This window comes from Streptomyces sp. NBC_00358, from assembly GCF_036099295.1.
Lineage (GTDB): Bacteria > Actinomycetota > Actinomycetes > Streptomycetales > Streptomycetaceae > Streptomyces.
In genome coordinates this window covers 5,507,131-5,524,030 of record NZ_CP107976.1, presented here as the reverse complement: position 1 = coordinate 5,524,030, position 16,900 = coordinate 5,507,131, and the positions used below count along the sequence as shown (strand labels likewise).

The following is a 16,900-nucleotide window of genomic DNA, read 5'->3' as shown; positions in this document are numbered from 1 at the left end:
TCCGCCGACCACCGAAGCCGGAACCACGCGCTGTCACCACGCACTGTCCTCCCCCGAACGGGGGGCCAGGTGCGCACTCCCGAACGGGCCATCGGGCACACCGCGGGCCCGGTCCGAGGAGAGTGGCTCTCCTCGGACCGGGCCCGTCCCTTCCACCGCAACCCCCGTACGCGGTGGCCCGTTCGACCGTCCGCCGACGGCTAGTCGGTGGCGATCGCGTTCAGTACGTTCATCCGGCCCGCCCGGAACGCCGGGATCAGGGCGGCGAACAGGCCCACGAAGGCCGAGCCGATGAAGACCCCGATGATGGTCGGCCAGGGGATCTCCAGAACCTTCAGGCCCTCCAGGGCGAGGAGCTTCTGGGCGGTGGCCCCCCAGCTCATCCCGAGCCCCAGGCCGAGCAGAGCGCCGAAGAGGGCGATGACGACCGACTCCAGGCGGATCATGCGGCGCAACTGGCGGCGGGAGAGTCCGATGGCACGCATCAGGCCGATCTCTCGGGTGCGCTCGACGACCGACAGGGCCAGGGTGTTCACCACACCGAGGATGGCCACCACGATCGCCAGACCCAGCAGGCCGTAGACCATGTTCAGGAGCTGGCCGACCTGGTCCTTCAGTTCCTGCTTGTAGTCCGTCTGGTCGCGGACCTGGTACTGCGGGTACGGATGCAGGGACTTCTTCAGGGCCGCGTACGCCTGCTTCTCGTGGCCGGGCTCGGCCTTGGCGAACATGATCTCGTTCGGCGGGATCCTGCTCGCGGGCAGGTACCTCTCCATCGTCTCGATGGAGGTGTAGCGGACCTCGTGGTCGATGGCGACGTCGTCGTCCGTGATGGCCGCGACCTTGAGCTTCGCCGTGGCACCGCCCTTGAAGGCGACGCTCAGGGTGTCGCCGACCCGCACACCGTGCTTCTCGGCGTACTTCGAGCCCACCGACATGGCGTTCTTGCCGTAGGCCGCCGACAGGTCACCGGCGGTCGTCTTGCGCCGCAGGTCCTGGGCGTAGGACGGGTCGGCCGCGGTGATCCCGGAGTCGTCGGCCTTGCCGTCCGGCGAGGTCACCGTCGCCTCGATGTCCTTGTAGCGGGTGACGTGCGCCAGGCCCGGGGTCTTCTCCATGGCCTGCTCGGCCTGCGGGACGATCCGCTGCTGGCCCTGGACGATGAAGTCCGCGCCGACCGACTTGTCGAGCTCGTCGGTCGCCGAGGCCACCATGGAGGAGCCGACCACCGACAGGCAGGCGACCAGCGCCAGGCCGATCATCAGGGCCGCGCCGGTGGCGCCGGTGCGGCGCGGGTTGCGCAGCGCGTTGCGTTCGGCGAGCCGGCCGACGGGTCCGAACATCCGCAGCAGCACGGCGCTGATCACCCGGACCACACCGCCCGCCAGCAGCGGGCCGACGATCACGAAGCCGATCAGGGTGAGGACGATCCCCGCGCCCAGGACCAGCGAGCCGTCACTGGCCTTGTCGGCGGTGGCCGCCGAGTAGAGCGCGAACGCTCCGGCGCCCGTCAGGGCCAGACCGATCAGACCGCGGACGAGACCCGCCTTGCCGTCCGCCGGGGTCCCGGCGTCACGCAGGGCGGCCATCGGGGAGACCTTCCCGGCTCGCCGGGCCGGCAGATAGGCGGCCAGGACGGTGACGACGACGCCGAGGACCATGCCGATGACCGGGGTGGCCGCCTTGACGGTCAGGTCACGGGTGGAGAGGTCCATGCCCATGGACGACATGAGCTTCATCAGGCCGACCGCGAGGCCGACACCCGAGGCGACGCCGAGGACCGAGCCGACGACGCCGAGGAGCAGCGCCTCGACCAGCACCGAGCGGTTGACCTGCTTGCGGGAGGAGCCGATGGCGCGCATCAGGCCGATCTCGCGGGTCCGCTGGGCGACCAGCATCGAGAAGGTGTTGATGATCAGGAAGATGCCGACCAGGAACGCGATCCCGGCGAAGCCGAGCATGGCGTACTTGATGACGTTCATGAACTGGCCGACGCCCTGGCGGTTCTCGTCGGAGTTCTCCTTCTGCGTCTGGATCTTGTACGACCCGTGGAGCGCGGCGGAGACGTTCCGCTTGAGGTGCGCGTCGGAGACGCCCGGCGCGGCGGTGACGTTGATCTGGGTGAACCGGCCGGTGGAGCCGAGCAGTTCGCGCTGGGCGGTGGCGGTGTCGAACCAGACGACGGCGGCACCGGGGTTGGTGACCTTGAAGGTGGCGATCCCGACGATCCGCGCCTTGAAGTCACCGGTGACCGCGATGGTGCGCAGCTCGTCGCCCATCGTGAGGTGGTGCTTGTGGGCGGTGTCGACGTCGACCATCACCTCGGTGGGTCCGCGCGGGGCGCGGCCGGAGGTGATCTCCGTGGAACGGAGGTCGTTGCGCGTCCAGTTGCCGGCGATGGTCGGGGCTCCGGTGGTGGAGCCCATGTTGTCGTTGTGGCTGTCGACGACGGTCACGTTCAGGGAACTGACCGCACCCTCGGCGGACTTGACGCCGTCCGCCCGCTTCGTGCTCGCCAGCACGGAGGCCGGCACCGACTCGGGCTTGCCGTTCTGCGGGGTGTCGTCGTTCTTGGCGGCCTTCGGCAGCACCGTCACGTCCGAGGAGGTGGCCGCGAAGAGTTTGTCGAACGTCGTGTTCATCGTGTCGGTGAACACGAGCGTGCCGCAGACGAAGGCCACCGACAGCAGGACCGCCACGGCGGACAGCGCCATGCGCCCCTTGTGCGCGAAGAAGTTGCGCATCGAGGTCTTGAGGACGGTCATGACGTCCGCCCGCGGGAGTCGAAGTCCTTCATGCGGTCCAGGACCTGGTCGGCCGTCGGCTGGTGCATCTCGTCGACGATCCGGCCGTCGGCGAGATACAGCACGCGGTCCGCGTACGAGGCCGCCACCGGGTCGTGCGTGACCATCACGATGGTCTGGCCCAGGTCGTCCACCGAGCGCCGCAGGAAGCCCAGCACCTCGGCGCCGGCACGGGAGTCGAGGTTCCCGGTCGGCTCGTCGCCGAAGATGATCTCGGGCCGGGCCGCCAGCGCCCGTGCCACCGCGACCCGCTGCTGCTGGCCGCCGGAGAGCTGGTTGGGGCGGTGCTTGAGCCGGTCGGCGAGCCCGACGGTCTCCACGACCTGGTCCAGCCAGCGCTTGTCGGGCTTGCGGCCCGCGATGTCCATCGGGAGCGTGATGTTCTCCAGGGCGTTCAGCGTCGGCAGCAGGTTGAAGGCCTGGAAGATGAAGCCGATCCGGTCCCGGCGCAGTTGCGTCAGCTTCTTGTCCTTGAGCCCGGTGATCTCGGTCTCGTCGAGGAAGATCTGGCCGGAGGTCACGGTGTCGAGCCCGGCGAGGCAGTGCATCAGGGTGGATTTGCCGGACCCCGAGGGGCCCATGATCGCGGTGAACCGGCCCCGCGCGATGTCCACGTCGACCTGGTCGAGGGCGACGACGCGGGTCTCCCCGGACCCGTACGCCTTGACGACCTGCCGTGCCCGCGCGGCGACGGCCGTACGCCCTCCAGTGCCCTCGTGCCTGGGAATGCTTACAGCCGATGTCACGGTATGTCTCCTAAGTCGGCCAGCAGGGGAAACTGCTGAGCTGCGAAAGTCTGCGAGCGGGTGCGGCGGGCCGCGAGGAACGCGCCGTTCGGACACGGTGCGCTGGGCCACGTCCGCAAGTCTGGTGCCGGGAGGGGGTCGGACGCGCTGGTGCACGGCCCCGTCTTCTGCTGGGGAAAACCCCACCCCCGTGGGTGCGGTCCGTACGACCGGACGCGCTCCCGACGGCGTAAAGCCAGGTTAAGGACGACCTCGGCCCCGTCTCGTCCTCCGGCGGGACGAACCCTCCCCGATCCCTGGTACGGAGATCCCCCTAGGGGTCCTCCCCCCTCGGGAGGACCCCCTCTCGGGGTCGGCTCCACCCCCGGGCGCACTCAGCCTCCACCCTCCCCCGGCGTGAGGCTCAAGCGGGAAGCCGGGACCGGCAGACGGATGCAGGGGGAAGCGATCCCGCCGAAGGCGACCGCCGGACCGGCACGGCACGATCGTCCGCCCCACCGGTCACTCCGGGCACTCGCTTCCCACACGTGAACTCCAGGGGAGCTCCAAGGCGCCTCCAGGGAAAATCCACAGGTGAACGCGGGTAACACCCGGGGTAGTTGAAGTAAGCGCGTACCGACCGCCCAGTTCGGTGAAACGGTCGCGCCCGCCTCGTACGTACGAGTAGCGTGCGCTGCCCACCCCCCAGCTCCCTGCGGTCCCGCACCGGACCCGAGCCACGCAAGGAGAACCGGGATGCCCGACGCGTTCTCGTCCCCCGAGCACCCAAGGCCACCTCAGCAGCGCCCGCACCAACGGCAGCGCCCGTCTCCCCAGCCACCACGGAACCCGCTGTATCAGCCGTACCCGCCGAACCCGCGGTACCCGGAGTACCCGCCGTACGACGAGCAGCCCCCGTACCCCCAGCGGTCCCCGTACTCCGGGTATCCACCGCCGGACCCCGGCCCCGGCCCCGAACCGGCTCCCGCCCGGCTGACCTACCCCTGGCAACCACAGCCCCGGCCCGCCGAGCCCCCGCGGCCGCGGAGGCCGCGCCACCAGCCGCTCGGGCAGCACAGCGACATCCGGCTGCTGCGCGGCGCCTACCGCCGGCAGCGGCGCGTCGCGACCCTCACCGCGCTCGGCTACTTCACCCTCTTCCTCATCCTGTCGGCCTTCGCGCCGTCCCTGATGTCGAGCACGGTGTCCGGCGGACTGTCGACCGGCCTGCTGCTCGGCCTGCTCCAGGTCCCCGTCACCTGCCTGGCCATCGGGCTGTACGAGCACTCCGCGCGCCGGCGGGTCGACCCCATCGCGGACCGGCTCCGCAAGCAGAGCGAACTGGACGCGAAGCGGGAGGCGGCACGATGACGGGGTTCACCAGTTCCGCGCAGGCGATGTCACTGGTGGCGTTCACGGCCGTCGCCACGGTCACCCTGCTGCTGTGCGTGATGACCGGCCCGGACCGCGACGACCTGGACGAGTTCTACACCGGCTACGGATCGCTCTCGCCGATGCGCAACGGCCTCGCCATCGCCGGGGACTACATCTCCGCGGCGTCCGTGCTCGGCACCGGTGGCGTCATCGCGCTGGCCGGCTACGACGGAGTCGTCCTCGCCCTGAGCACGGCCCTGTCCCTGATGCTGCTGATGTTCCTGCTGGCCGAACCGCTGCGCAACGCGGGCCGGTTCACCATGGGCGACGCGCTCGCGCGCCGGACGCCGGGCCGGGCCGTCCGCAACACGGCCTGCGCGGTGACCATCGTGGCGCTGCTGCCGCTGATGCTGGTCCAACTGGCGGGCGCGGGCGACCTGCTGGCGTTCATCCTCGGCTTCTCCAACGACTCCCTCAAGACCGGCTGCGTCGTCGGCCTCGGCATCCTGATGATCAGCTACGCGGCGATCGGCGGCATGAAGGGCACCGCCCTCATCCAGATCCTGAAGATCGTGATGCTGCTCGGCTCGGGCACGGTGGTCGCCGTACTCGTCCTGCGGCGCTTCGACTGGGACCCCGGCACGCTGCTGGCCGCCGCCGCCGGGAACAGTGGCGTGGGCGACGCCTTCCTGCGCTCCGGCCTGCAGTTCGCGGGCGGCGCCAGCCCCCGGGTGGACATGATCACCTCGGAGCTGACGGTCGTCCTCGGCGGTGCCTGCCTTCCCCACATCACCATGCGCATGTACACCGCCGACAGCGCCCGTCAGGTGCGCCGGTCGCTGTCCTGGGCGGTGCCGTGCGTGGCCCTGTTCGTGCTGATCGTCAGCGTCATCGGCTTCGGCGCCACGGCCATGATCGGCCGCGCCTCGATCGCGGCGGCCGATCCGCAGGGCAACACCGCCTATCTGCTGGGCTCCAGGGCCGTGTTCGGCACGTCGGTGTCCACCGCCGAGACCCTCCTGTTCACCACCGTGACGACAGCGATCTTCCTGACCCTGCTCGCGTCCGTCGCCGGGATGATCCTGGCCTGCGCCAACTCCCTCGCCCACGACGTGTTCGCGCACAGCCGGCTCTTCCGGGGCCGCCGTCACGACGACGAACTCTCCCCGCGCCGCGAGATGCTGCTCGCCCGTGTCTCGGCACTCACGGTGGGGGCACCGGCCATCCTGCTCGCCACCCTCGCCCAGCACCGCAGCCTTCAGCCGCTGGTCACCCTGTCCTTCTGCATCGGCGCCTCCGCCATCGCGCCCGCGCTGGTCTACAGCCTCTTCTGGCGCCGGTACACGCGCACCGGCCTCCTCGCCACCCTCATCGGCGGCACCCTCACCGTCCTCGCGCTGATGCCCGGCACCAACCTCGTCTCCGGCTCCCCCACCGCCGCGTTCCCGGACGCCGACCTCAACTGGTTCCCGTTCACCACGACCGGCATCGTGTCGATCCCGCTGGGGTTCGCCTACGGGTGGCTCGGAACGGTCGCCTCGGGCCGCCGCAAGGCGGAGGAGCAGCGGCGTCAGTACGAGGCGGTGGAGGGGTGGATTCTGGCGGGGGCGATACGGAGGGGGCGGTGAAGGGGCTTGAGGGGGCACGGGCGCGAGGGGGTGCGAGGGGGTGCCCTCTTGACTGGGCGAGACGGGCTGGCGGGTGGGAAACCGGCCGCGGAGCGGGGGGTTGCGGGTCCGCGGAGCGGGGGGTTGCGGGTCCGCGGAGCGGGGCTACTCCGCCGGGGCATGCCCCGTGAGGGACGTGAGGCTGCTCCGTACGTGGTCCATGTGGGCCCGTACGTCGTCCCAGCGCTCCCCGTGCTCACGCAGCACCCGCTCGGTCTCCCGGGCGATCCGCTCCTCCAGGAGCCGGGCCTCGGCGAGCAGTTCGGCGGCCCGCGCCGCCGCGTCCTCCTGCCGGTGCCGGTCCGACTCCTTCACCTCGGCGAGGGCCCGCGTGGCCAGGGCCAGCGACTCCTCGGCGCGCGCCGCGCGTTCGAGGTGGTGCGCCTCCAGCGCGGCTCGGCGCTCGGCGGCGACCCGCTCGAACTCGGCCCACCGTTCCGTGTGCTCGGCTTCCTGCTCGCTCGCCAGGACCTCCGTCCGCCCGCGCACCTCACGCAGCACGGCCAGTACCTGCCCCCGGTTCTCCTTGACGTCCCGCCGCGCGGAGACACGTACCTCGTCGGCCTCGGCCCGCGCGCCGAGCAGCCGCTGCAGAGCCCACTCCTCCGCCTCGCCGCGCAGCTCGTCGGCGTACGCCTGCGCGGCCTCCCGCACCTCGCGTCCCGCCGCCTCGGCCTCCTCGACCTCCGACCGGCCTTCGCGCCGCGCGTCCGCCCGCAGCGCCTCGGCCTCCTCCTCGCCGAGCTGGAAGATCCGCCGCGCCCGCTCGCCGAGCTCCTCGTACGTCTGCGGGGCGAGCCGTGTCACGGCCTCCCGCAACCGCTCGGCCTCGGCCTCCATGTCCTTCGCCAGCACGGTGAGGCGGGCGGCCCGCTCCCACGCGGCGTCCCGGTCCCGGGAGAGCGCCGCGGCGTACCCGTCGACCTGTTCGGGACGGTAGCCGCGTCCCCGTACAGCCACGAAGCCGTGCGGCGACATCGGTGCGCTGCTCATCCTTGGACCCCTCTCCGGCCGACACACACGAAAAGACGATTTCGCGCACATCTTGATGGATCGCACGGAAGTGTTCATAACGCGACACTCCGCCCGTCCAAGCGGCCGCGGACCGATCACACGCGAGTCATTTGAGGTCAGGGGCCCGGAGCGCGACGCCGGAACGGCGCCCGGAGAGGAACGCTCCGACCCTTCGTACGGTCCCAACCGCCGACGCCCTCCCCCGGGGCGCGGCCCGCACGGACCACCCGCACGGACGAGGCGCCCGACCCGTCACACGGGTCGAGCGCCTCATCCGTTCCGCAGTCGTCCCACCGCTAGAGCAGTCCGTCCCACATCTCCTCCAGCAGGACCGACCACCAGCTCTCCGGGGAGGCGAGTGCCGCCGGGTCGAGCGAGGCGAGCTGCGCCTGGAAGTCGACGGTCCAGCGGCCCGCCTGCTCCTGGTTGAGACCGAACCGCAGCCGCCACATCCGGCCGAGCAGGGCCAGGCAGCGCGCGAACTCGGGCAGACCGGTGTTCACGAACTGCGGCGGCACCGGCGCACCTCCGGGACCGGCCTCCACCGGCACGGCGACGATGTTCGCCGTGCCGTACTGGACGCAGATCGCCTTGCCGAAGTCGCTGCCCATGACGAGGTACGAGCCCGCGTCCTGGGACGCCGCCACCCCGCGCTCCTGAGCCAGTTCGGCGAGCGTCGGCACCGGACGGCCCGGCTGGGCCTGCGCCCAGAAGAACGGCCCCATGTCGACCGGCAGCCCGGCCACGACCAGGGTGTGCGCCACGATGGGCGGCACACCCTGCCGGGACACGGCCGCGTGGTCGAACCGGAACATCCCCGGCCCGAACGCCGCCGCCAGCTCCTGCCCGATCGCCTCCGGCGGGATCGGCGGCGCGGGCTGCACCGGCGGAATCGGAACCCGTACCGGCGCCGGACGCGCCGGCCCGTCCGCGACCTGATGCAACTCACCTTGATGTGCCAGGAGTTGGTGCATCCCCTGTTGCCGGCTCGCGTGGTCCGTACCGTACGGCGCGATGCTCGTGATCCGCGCCTGCGGGAAGGTCTCCCTGATCATCCGCGCGCAGTACGCGCCCGGCAGCTCACAGGACTCCAACTCCGTGTGCAGTTCGAGCACTTGCTGCGGCGGCACGTTCATCGCGCGCAGTTCGTGCAGGATCTGCCACTCCGGATGCGGGGTACCGGGCGCGGACCGCCGGATCAGCTGCTGCTCCGACCCGTCGTGCGCCCGGTACCGCAGTACGGCCTGATAGCCGGGCCCGACGGTCGGCTGCCCCGCCTGCGGATACCCGTACGCCGGCGGCTGCTGCCCCGGCACGGGCCCTCCGGGCATGGGCTGCTGTCCGGGCAGCGGCTGAGGGGCACCCGGCGGCATACCGGGGGCCTGCGGAGGCTGCGGAGCGCCGGGACCGCCGACGGGAGCCCCCGCGAACATGGTCGCGGCGTGGTGCACCTCGCCGGGGGGCGTCCCCCCGGGAGGCTGCGGCACACCCGGGGCACCCGGCGGCTGCGGCGCGCCCGGTCCACCCGCCGGAGGCCCGGCCAGCATCGTCGCGGCATGGTGCGCTCCGCCCGGAGGCGTGGCGCCCGGCGGGTTCGGCCCACCGGGAGGGCCCTGCTGCCAGGGCGTGCCGGGGGCACCCGGCGGCTGCGGCGCGCCGGGGCCGCCCACCGCGGGCCCCGCGAGCATCGTCGCGGCGTGATGGACTCCACCGCCCGGAGGCGTGGCGCCGGGCGGCTGGGGCGCCCCCGGGGCTCCCTCGGGCCCGTCCGGCCCGAGCTGGGAGACAAGCTGCGTCGGCACATACCCGCCCGCGGGCGCGCCCGGACCGGGCGGCGGAGGCGCGCTGCCCGGGCGCGCGCCCGGCGCCCCGGGGGCGCTCGGCGGATGCGGAGCGCTCGCCCCGCCCCCGCGCGCCCCACGGGGCGGCGCCTGCGCCTTGCTGGTCGCGGCGTCCGCGATGTCACCGGCGTTCGGGGGCAACGGCCGCGACGGCGCGGCGGGCGGCGGCGAACCGACGGCACCCGGAGCGGGCGGGGCGCCGGGCGGCGGTGTGCCCGGCCCCTGGGGGAAGCCGTACGCGGGCGCGCCCGGCGGCATCCCCTGCGGACCGCCGGAGACCGGCGCACCGGGCGGGGGCGCGGCAGGACCCGCTCCCGGACCCTGCGGATAGCCGTACGCGGAAACGCCGGGCGGCGGGGTGCCCTGCCGAGCACCGGGTCCCTGCGAGGGCGGCGGACCGCCGGGCAGCCCCTGGCCAGGTGAAGAACCGGCCGGCGCAGGGGGGTTCGGGGCGTCGGCCACGGGTGACATGGTCGTACGCGGGAGTTGGCTGCCCCCGGACATCATCGCGGTCATGGCGTCCGCAGCGGCGGGCGGCGGCGTGCGGGAGTCGTCGACATCGGCCAGCGGCGGCGCGAACACGGTCGCCGGCAGCGGCACGGAACGGTCGTCCCCGGGATCGGCGTTGGTGTCCGTCCCCGCCCACGGGGTCGCGTCGGCGGGAACGTCGGGCCTCGCGTCCCGCGGACCGGGAACCTCGTCGTCGGTCGCGGCGGCAGGCCACTGCGTGACCCCACCGGGAGCCGACGGCACACCCGGCGTGGTGGGAGGAGCGGAATAGGCCGAGGACGGCGAACCCGGCGCCCCGGCCGGGAAAGCGGCCTGCCCGCCCGGCGCGGACGGCAGTCCGTGCGCCCCGGAGTCTCCCGGTGCATCCGAAGGCGAACTCCCGCCTCCGAGAGCCCCGTTCACGGACCCGTCCGACCCGGAGGCCGCGACCGCACGCGACCCCGCGCCGTCGGAGGCGGACGATCCCGCCCCCGTGCGCCGGTCCGGAATGCCCATCCTGTCCGCCGCCTCCTGCAGCCACTCCGGGGGGCTGAGCAGGAACGACGTCTGATTCAGATCGACCCGGGCCGCGGGCGCCGGCGCCGGTTCCGGGGACCCGTCGGGCACCCCGTACTCCTCCTCGTACCGCCGGATGACCTCACCCACCGGCAGCGCGGGCCACAGCGTGGCCTCCCCGCTGTCCCGCGCGATGACGAGCCGCTGCGCGCCACCGTCGGAACGCGGCCCCTCGGCACGATCCTCGGCCCATACGACAAAACCGAGTTCGAACTCGCGCACCCGCACCTCACGGTGCTGGTACCCGGGCACATCCCCGTTGATCCACTCCTCGGCGCGCTCCTGCGCCTGCGCAAAGGTCACCATCGCAACCTCACTCCCCCACCGAAGAAACCGAGGACGCCGACGACGCCGAAACGGGCACGGCGTACGCGAAACCGCCGTCCACCATCAGATTCGCCACCGTCTCCAGTTCCGGCGGATCGCCGGCCAGCCGGGACAGGAACTGGTCGAAGTCGTCACCGCACGGCAGCAGCAGCCGCTCCACCCGCTCGGCCGGCGGCCAGGCGTCCTGGTCACGGGCATCGTCGAAGGCGCAGAACCAGACCGAACCGATCCGGTCGCCCTTCACCTTCACCGCCAGCAGACCGCCCTGCACGAACCCGACGCCCAGGTAGTCCTTGGTCAGATGGTCGCGCAGACACTTGTTGACGTACACCAGGTCATTGACCGCGGCCTCGTCGCGCACGGTGAAGAACGGCTGGTCCACCAGCAGTCCGAGCTCGGCGTCGAGCGCCGCGCCGACCGGCGCGCATCCGCCCGCGGCCTTCAGGAACGACCGGTAGGCACCGGGCAGCCGGTAGCCGAGATCCTCCTCGACCCCCAGCACCTGCTGCTCGGTCACCGCCACCGACGACTTCGGCAGCCCGAAGTGCGCGGGCCGCGTCTCCTGCAACGGCCGCGTCCCCCGCTTGGAGTGATCGACAGCCGTGGTCGCGACACCGCCGTGATGCCGCAGCAGGGCCTTCACCTCGACCGGGACCAACTCCAGTCGCCGGGTGCCCGCCACGTGATGCCACGTCCAGCCGTGCGGCGTCGCCACCGGCGGAATCGTGTCCCACAGATCGTGCCCGGACGCGGCGAGAGCGGCGTTCGCGGAGACGTAGTCCGTCAGCCTCAACTCGTCGACGCCGAAGCCCTCCGGGGGCTCGGCGATCTCCGCCGCGGCACGCGCGTAGATCGAGAAGTCGGGATAGCCGCGCTCGTCGATCCGCACACCTCTGGGGTGGCGTGCGGCCCGGACCGGATCCGGGAAGTGCACAACTTGCCCGGCGTAGGCCGCGTTCGGCGGAGCGGCTCGCTGCCCGAGCCGACCTGTCGTCATGGCGGTTGCCCCCTGCGGCGTTCTCAGTAGCTGGATGGAGCGCGGATGTCGACAGCCTATTCGGTTGTACGACACCGGTCACCGGGCCTCCGGTTCCGTGACCAGCCGTCACCCCGCCGTGACCCTGAGGCGAAGACCTGGCGTGTCGCACCGCCCCAGCTACCGCTCTCGCCACGGCATTTGGCAGTCTGTCTCCGCACCGGGGGATGCACGGGAGGGAATGACGATCATGAACGCGACGCATACGGGCACGTCCGGGGACCCCCGGGTCGGCTGGAGCAGCACCGAGGCGCTCCACGCCCCCATCCTGCTGCACCGCCGCGACGGCATACTCCCCACCGTCGCCGCCGCCCTCTCCGTCCGCGGCGCCACCCTCACCGGCACCGCCGCCCGCGGCGACCAGCCACCCGCTCTTCACCCACTGGTCCAGGACTTCCTCGACACCCTCACGCACGCACAACGCGACCGCTTCACCGGCCGCTGCGCCGAGGCCATCCTGATCTCCCGTCACATCGCCGCGGCCGACGCCGAGCGCAGCAGGCGCGCCATCCGCAAGCCGATGACCAACGGCGAGGCCCGCAAAGCCCTCAAGGGGGCCAAGCTCACCGCCCGCCGGATCCGCGAGGACGGCGACCCGCTGCACGGCAGCTTCGCCGCGCCCTGCCGATCCTGCACGGCGCTCAGCGACCACTTCGGCGTGCGCATCGTCGACCCGGCAGCACCGGACGCCTGAACTCCCCCTTCCCCGACTACGTATTCATGACGGCGTCCGCGACGCCGATGTCCCGACCCTCGACGAACGAAGGGCAGATGCACTCCGACCGCTCCCCCTCCAGACCCTTCTCCCCTCCGGGCCAGGGGGGACCCACGTCACGCTTCACCGAACCCGTGGACGGCGCGCTGCGCTCGGCGGGATGGCAGCCGGGACGCTGGGACATAAAGCAGGCCGAGTACTGGGCCGACGCGCTGCGCGGACACGCGTCGCCGGCCGGGCACCGGCACTGCGTGTTCCCGGCCGCGGTCGAGGCGTGGGCCGAGTTCGGAGGGCTTCTCGTGGACGCCCCGGGACCCGGGCGCCGGCTCGCCCCCGCCGCACTCGATCTCGACCCGCTGCACGGGCTGCACATGGCCCGCACCCTCGGCGACCTCGGTCGCGCGCTCGACACCGAGGTCTGCCCCCTCGGCGAGGAGCCCGACTCCCACGCCCTGCTCGCCATCGACGCCGAGGGCCGGGTCTACACCCTCGACCACACCGGCGACTGGTACCTCGGCCCCCACATCGACGCCGCCATCACCACCCTCCTCACCGGCACGGCCCCACCCCGCCTCACGGCGCCCTGACCCCGGTCGGCGATCTTCACCCCCTCCGCCCCTACCCGACCCATACCTGGCGCTCCGCCCCAGACCCCGCTCCTCAAACGCCGGAGGGGCTGAAATTCCCCCGCACCCGAAGGCGGGCCGGAGGGGCTGAAATTCCCGCGGAGGGGACTGAAATTTCGCGCCCCGAGGAATGGCACCCAAGCCACGGCGCACCCGCAGTCGGCGACGCGCCGTCGGGGCCGTGCCGGTACATCAAATGCCCGCAGGCCGGACGGATCGTCACCCACGAACACGTAGCAACCCCGGTGGGATCCGTTCGGATGCGGGCGGATGTACCGGCACGGCCCCGACCCACCCACCGGACGGAACCCGAACCGCGAACCGCGAACCGCCAGAGGCGAGCTACGCCGGGATGACCGCCGACACCCGGAATCCCCCCGCGTCCGTGGGCCCCGAGACGAACACGCCCCCCAGGGCGGCCACCCGCTCCTTCATGCCCAGCAGCCCGTTCCCCCCGCTGGGCAACCGCACGGACGACCCCACCCCCACCTCCGGCGGACACTCGTTCTCCACCTGCATCGCGATCTCGGACACCCGATGCGCCAGCCGGACGTACGTCTTCGCCCCCGCCGCGTGCTTGTGGACGTTCGTCAACGCCTCCTGCACCACCCGGTAGGCGGTCTGCTCGATCTCCCGGGCGTACCCGCGCGTGTCCCCCTCGACCGACAGGGCCACGACCATCCCGGCCGCCGCCGACTGCCCGATCAGCTCGTCGATCTCGGCCAGACTCGGCCCCTCGCCCGCCCCGGAATCGTCCGCCGCCCGCGACGCCGCGGCGGCCGCGGCCACCCCCACCGCCGCCAGCGGCACCGACGGCACCCGCGCGGCCAGCCCGTCCCCCGAGCGCAGCACGCCCAGCATCTCCCGCAGTTCCGTGAGCGCCTGACGCCCCATGTCACCCACCAGGGCGGCGTTCCTCACGGCCTTCTCGGGATCCTTCCGGGCGACCGCCTGAAGGGCCGCCGCGTGCACGACCATCAGGGAGACCCGGTGCGCGACCACGTCGTGCATCTCCCGCGCGATCCGGGTCCGCTCCTCGTTGCGCGCCCACTCCGCCCGCTCCTCCGCCCGCTCCGCGAGCAGCTGCAACTCCCGCTCCAGCGAGTCCGCCCGCTCCCGCAGGCTCTCCATCAGCCGCCGCCTGGCCCCCATGTACAGCCCGAGCAGCACGGGCGGCGCGGTCATCCCGATCGCCGTCGTGATGGAGGCGAACGGGACGAACCAGTTGCCCATCGTCACGTCCCCGCGCACCACGCTCTGGTGCGCCCGGACGAACGTGACGATCAGCATGCCGGCGAACGACATGCCCGCCAGCGCCGCGGTGATGCGGCGCGGCAGCTCGGACGCGGCGAGCGTGTACAGCCCGACGAGCCCCATCAGGTAGCCCATCTGGGCGGGCGTGATGGCGATGGACACCAGGACGACCGCGATCGGCCACTTCCTCCGCACCAGCAGTACGGACCCGGCCATCGCCCCGAACGCGACACCCACCGGAGCGGGCAGCCCCGCGTCGTGCGCGAAGCGGACCCCCTCGCCGCCGCACTCGACCGCGGACACCAGGGCGAGCCCCGCGTCCAGCACCGCACCGCGCCATCCGACCCACCACCACGGCCCGGTCCTGGCCGCGGTGTGCTCTTCCCCCGTCGTGGTCATGCCTCCAGCCTACGGTCGCCCCCCGGCCCATTTCCGGTGAGTTTTGGCTACTGGCCTACACCACACCCCGCGGGCGGTCACCGCCCCCGCAAGGCCGTCGGGCCCGACACGAACTCAAGGGCGCAAGCACAGGAACGCAAACACCGGGACGTCACGAACGCCGCGAAACACCGCAGGCGCCCGCCCGGCCCCCCGGCCATCTGCCGCACGGGGAGCCCCGAGTTGTACCGTCGCACGGAGGGCACCCGGTACGGCATAGTGTTGGGTGCCGACTCGACGAGCCGACCAATTGTCCGGTTCGATCGGGTTCATTCCCCCGTGGTGTAATTGGCAGCACTGTGGCTTTTGGTGCCATCTGTCCGGGTTCGAGTCCTGGCGGGGGAGCCTCGGTCGATTCGGGTCCTGACATCGTGATCAGGGCCCTCTCCCACATGCCTCCTGATTCGCCCCGGTATCCTGCGGATGTCCACACCCCACGTCATCCGAAGCCGAAGGGCAAACCCGTGAGCGCCAATCGCCCGGCAGCCGTCGTCGTTCTCGCAGCGGGTGAGGGCACCCGTATGAAATCGGCCACACCCAAGGTCCTGCACGACATCTGCGGACGCTCCCTCGTCGGTCATGTGCTCGCCGCCGCGCGCGACTTGGACCCCGAGAACCTGGTCGTCGTCGTGGGACACGCCCGCGAGAAGGTCGTCGCGCACCTGGCGGAGATCGACCCGGGCGTCAGGACCGCGGTGCAGGCCGAGCAGAACGGCACCGGGCACGCCGTGCGGATGGGCCTCGAAGAGCTCGGCGAGGGCGTGGCCGGCACCGTCGTCGTGGTCTGCGGCGACACCCCCCTGCTCAGCGGCGAGACCCTGCTCGCACTCGCCTCGACCCACAGCGCCGACGGCAACGCCGTCACCGTGCTGACCGCCGAGGTCCCCGACGCCACCGGCTACGGCCGCATCGTGCGGGACGGCGCCAGCGGCGCGGTCACCGCGATCGTCGAGCACAAGGACGCGAGCGACTCCCAGCGCGCGATCCGTGAGATCAACTCCGGTGTCTTCGCCTTCGACGGACAGCTGCTCGCCGACGCGCTCGGCAAGGTCCGGACGGACAACAGCCAGGGCGAGGAGTACCTGACGGACGTCCTCGGAATCCTGCGCGAGGCCGGACACCGGGTGGGCGCGGCCGTCGCCGCCGACCACCGCGAGATCGCCGGCATCAACAACCGCGTGCAGCTCGCCGAGGCGCGCCGCATCCTGAACGACCGGCTGCTCACGCGGGCCATGCTGGCCGGCGTCAGCGTCGTCGACCCCGCGACGACCTTCGTCGACGTGACGGTCACCTTCGGGCAGGACGCGATCGTGCACCCCGGGACGCAGCTCCAGGGCGCCACGCATGTGGCCGAGGGAGCCGAGGTCGGCCCCAACTGCCGCCTGAAGGACACCCGGGTGGGCGCGGGCGCGCGGATCGACAACACCGTGGCCGTCAGCGCCGAGGTGGGTCCGCAGGCCAGTGTCGGGCCGTTCGCGTATCTGCGTCCGGGAACGCGGATCGGCCTGAAGGCGAAGGTCGGTACGTACGTCGAGACGAAGAACGCGACGATCGGCGAGGGCACGAAGATCCCGCACCTGTCGTACGTGGGTGACGCGACGATCGGCGAGTACTCGAACATCGGTGCGGCGAGCGTGTTCGTGAACTACGACGGGCAGGACAAGCACCACACGACGATCGGCTCGCACTGCCGCACGGGTTCGGACAACATGTTTGTGGCTCCTGTCACGGTCGGGGACGGCGCGTACACCGCGGCGGGCTCGGTCATCACCAAGGACGTGCCGCCCGGTTCGCTGGCCGTGGCCCGTGGCCAGCAGCGGAATATCGAGGGTTGGGTGGCCCGCAAGCGTCCGGGAAGCGCGGCGGCGAAGGCCGCCGAGACCGCTTCCCGTGACCCCGAAGGCGAAGGCTGACCGGAAAGCGGGCCGTCCGGGACGGCGTACCGTGATAAGTGCACACCCGCACCCCAGCTGAGAAGCCTCTCGCACGCCAGTTGAGAAGGCCTCCCACGCCC

The 16,900-nt window shown here is 72.2% G+C and carries 11 protein-coding genes and 1 tRNA gene; 6 read left to right on the top strand and 6 right to left on the bottom strand.

Going from position 1 to position 16,900, the window contains the following annotated elements; all coding sequences use genetic code 11:
• Nucleotides 1–200: 200 nt before the first annotated feature.
• Complete coding sequence (locus OHT01_RS23570) at nucleotides 201–2,765, bottom strand: ABC transporter permease (RefSeq protein ID WP_328555110.1); 2,565 nt, start codon at nucleotides 2,763–2,765, stop codon at nucleotides 201–203.
• Nucleotides 2,762–3,550, bottom strand: a complete 789-nt coding sequence (locus tag OHT01_RS23565) for an ABC transporter ATP-binding protein (RefSeq protein WP_328555109.1) — start codon at nucleotides 3,548–3,550, stop codon at nucleotides 2,762–2,764. Before OHT01_RS23565 ends, OHT01_RS23570 begins: the two co-directional genes overlap by 4 nt.
• A gap of 972 nt (nucleotides 3,551–4,522) precedes the next feature.
• On the opposite strand from OHT01_RS23565, the gene OHT01_RS23560 reads away from it, so the two are divergent.
• The gene (locus tag OHT01_RS23560; protein ID WP_328558232.1) at nucleotides 4,523–4,900 is read left to right on the top strand and encodes a DUF485 domain-containing protein; all 378 of its coding nucleotides are present in this window, start codon (nucleotides 4,523–4,525) and stop codon (nucleotides 4,898–4,900) included.
• A complete protein-coding gene (locus OHT01_RS23555) occupies nucleotides 4,897–6,531 on the top strand; it encodes a sodium/solute symporter (RefSeq protein ID WP_328555108.1) in 1,635 nt (544 codons plus the stop codon). The genes OHT01_RS23560 and OHT01_RS23555 overlap by 4 nt, the downstream gene beginning before the upstream one ends.
• A gap of 144 nt (nucleotides 6,532–6,675) precedes the next feature.
• On the opposite strand, the gene OHT01_RS23550 is transcribed toward OHT01_RS23555, so the two are convergent.
• The 3 genes from OHT01_RS23550 to OHT01_RS23540 form a co-directional block, all read right to left on the bottom strand.
• Nucleotides 6,676–7,563, bottom strand: a complete 888-nt coding sequence (locus tag OHT01_RS23550) for a cellulose-binding protein (protein WP_328555107.1) — start codon at nucleotides 7,561–7,563, stop codon at nucleotides 6,676–6,678.
• 317 nt (nucleotides 7,564–7,880) lie between these two features.
• On the bottom strand, nucleotides 7,881–10,796 hold the full coding sequence (locus OHT01_RS23545) for an SUKH-4 family immunity protein (RefSeq protein WP_328555106.1): 2,916 nt from the start codon (nucleotides 10,794–10,796) through the stop codon (nucleotides 7,881–7,883).
• A 7-nt stretch (nucleotides 10,797–10,803) separates the two neighbouring features.
• A complete protein-coding gene (locus tag OHT01_RS23540; protein ID WP_328555105.1) occupies nucleotides 10,804–11,814 on the bottom strand; it encodes an SMI1/KNR4 family protein in 1,011 nt (336 codons plus the stop codon).
• Between the two features lie 220 nt (nucleotides 11,815–12,034).
• Here OHT01_RS23540 and OHT01_RS23535 point away from each other — a divergent pair, with 220 nt between their 5' ends.
• Nucleotides 12,035–12,547 carry a YwqJ-related putative deaminase gene (locus tag OHT01_RS23535; RefSeq protein ID WP_328555104.1) on the top strand — a complete coding sequence of 171 codons (513 nt, stop codon included), beginning with the start codon at nucleotides 12,035–12,037 and terminating at the stop codon, nucleotides 12,545–12,547.
• Between the two features lie 77 nt (nucleotides 12,548–12,624).
• Nucleotides 12,625–13,155 carry an SUKH-3 domain-containing protein gene (locus OHT01_RS23530; protein ID WP_328555103.1) on the top strand — a complete coding sequence of 177 codons (531 nt, stop codon included), beginning with the start codon at nucleotides 12,625–12,627 and terminating at the stop codon, nucleotides 13,153–13,155.
• A gap of 381 nt (nucleotides 13,156–13,536) precedes the next feature.
• On the opposite strand, the gene OHT01_RS23525 is transcribed toward OHT01_RS23530, so the two are convergent.
• Nucleotides 13,537–14,847, bottom strand: a complete 1,311-nt coding sequence (locus OHT01_RS23525; RefSeq protein ID WP_328555102.1) for a sensor histidine kinase — start codon at nucleotides 14,845–14,847, stop codon at nucleotides 13,537–13,539.
• Between the two features lie 312 nt (nucleotides 14,848–15,159).
• Here OHT01_RS23525 and OHT01_RS23520 point away from each other — a divergent pair.
• Both OHT01_RS23520 and glmU read left to right on the top strand, forming a co-directional pair.
• Nucleotides 15,160–15,231, top strand: a tRNA-Gln gene (locus tag OHT01_RS23520).
• 119 nt (nucleotides 15,232–15,350) lie between these two features.
• Nucleotides 15,351–16,799, top strand: coding sequence for a bifunctional UDP-N-acetylglucosamine diphosphorylase/glucosamine-1-phosphate N-acetyltransferase GlmU (gene glmU, locus OHT01_RS23515; RefSeq protein ID WP_328555101.1), 1,449 nt, complete (start codon nucleotides 15,351–15,353; stop codon nucleotides 16,797–16,799).
• Nucleotides 16,800–16,900 lie beyond the last annotated feature (101 nt).

Coding starts and splice junctions, on each gene's coding strand:
- OHT01_RS23570 (WP_328555110.1), bottom strand. CDS start 2,765: ATGACCGTCCTCAAGACCTCGATGCGCAACTTCTTCGCGCACAAGGGG.
- OHT01_RS23555 (WP_328555108.1), top strand. CDS start 4,897: ATGACGGGGTTCACCAGTTCCGCGCAGGCGATGTCACTGGTGGCGTTC.
- OHT01_RS23550 (WP_328555107.1), bottom strand. CDS start 7,563: ATGAGCAGCGCACCGATGTCGCCGCACGGCTTCGTGGCTGTACGGGGA.
- OHT01_RS23545 (WP_328555106.1), bottom strand. CDS start 10,796: ATGGTGACCTTTGCGCAGGCGCAGGAGCGCGCCGAGGAGTGGATCAAC.
- OHT01_RS23540 (WP_328555105.1), bottom strand. CDS start 11,814: ATGACGACAGGTCGGCTCGGGCAGCGAGCCGCTCCGCCGAACGCGGCC.
- OHT01_RS23535 (WP_328555104.1), top strand. CDS start 12,035: ATGACGATCATGAACGCGACGCATACGGGCACGTCCGGGGACCCCCGG.
- OHT01_RS23530 (WP_328555103.1), top strand. CDS start 12,625: ATGCACTCCGACCGCTCCCCCTCCAGACCCTTCTCCCCTCCGGGCCAG.
- OHT01_RS23525 (WP_328555102.1), bottom strand. CDS start 14,847: ATGACCACGACGGGGGAAGAGCACACCGCGGCCAGGACCGGGCCGTGG.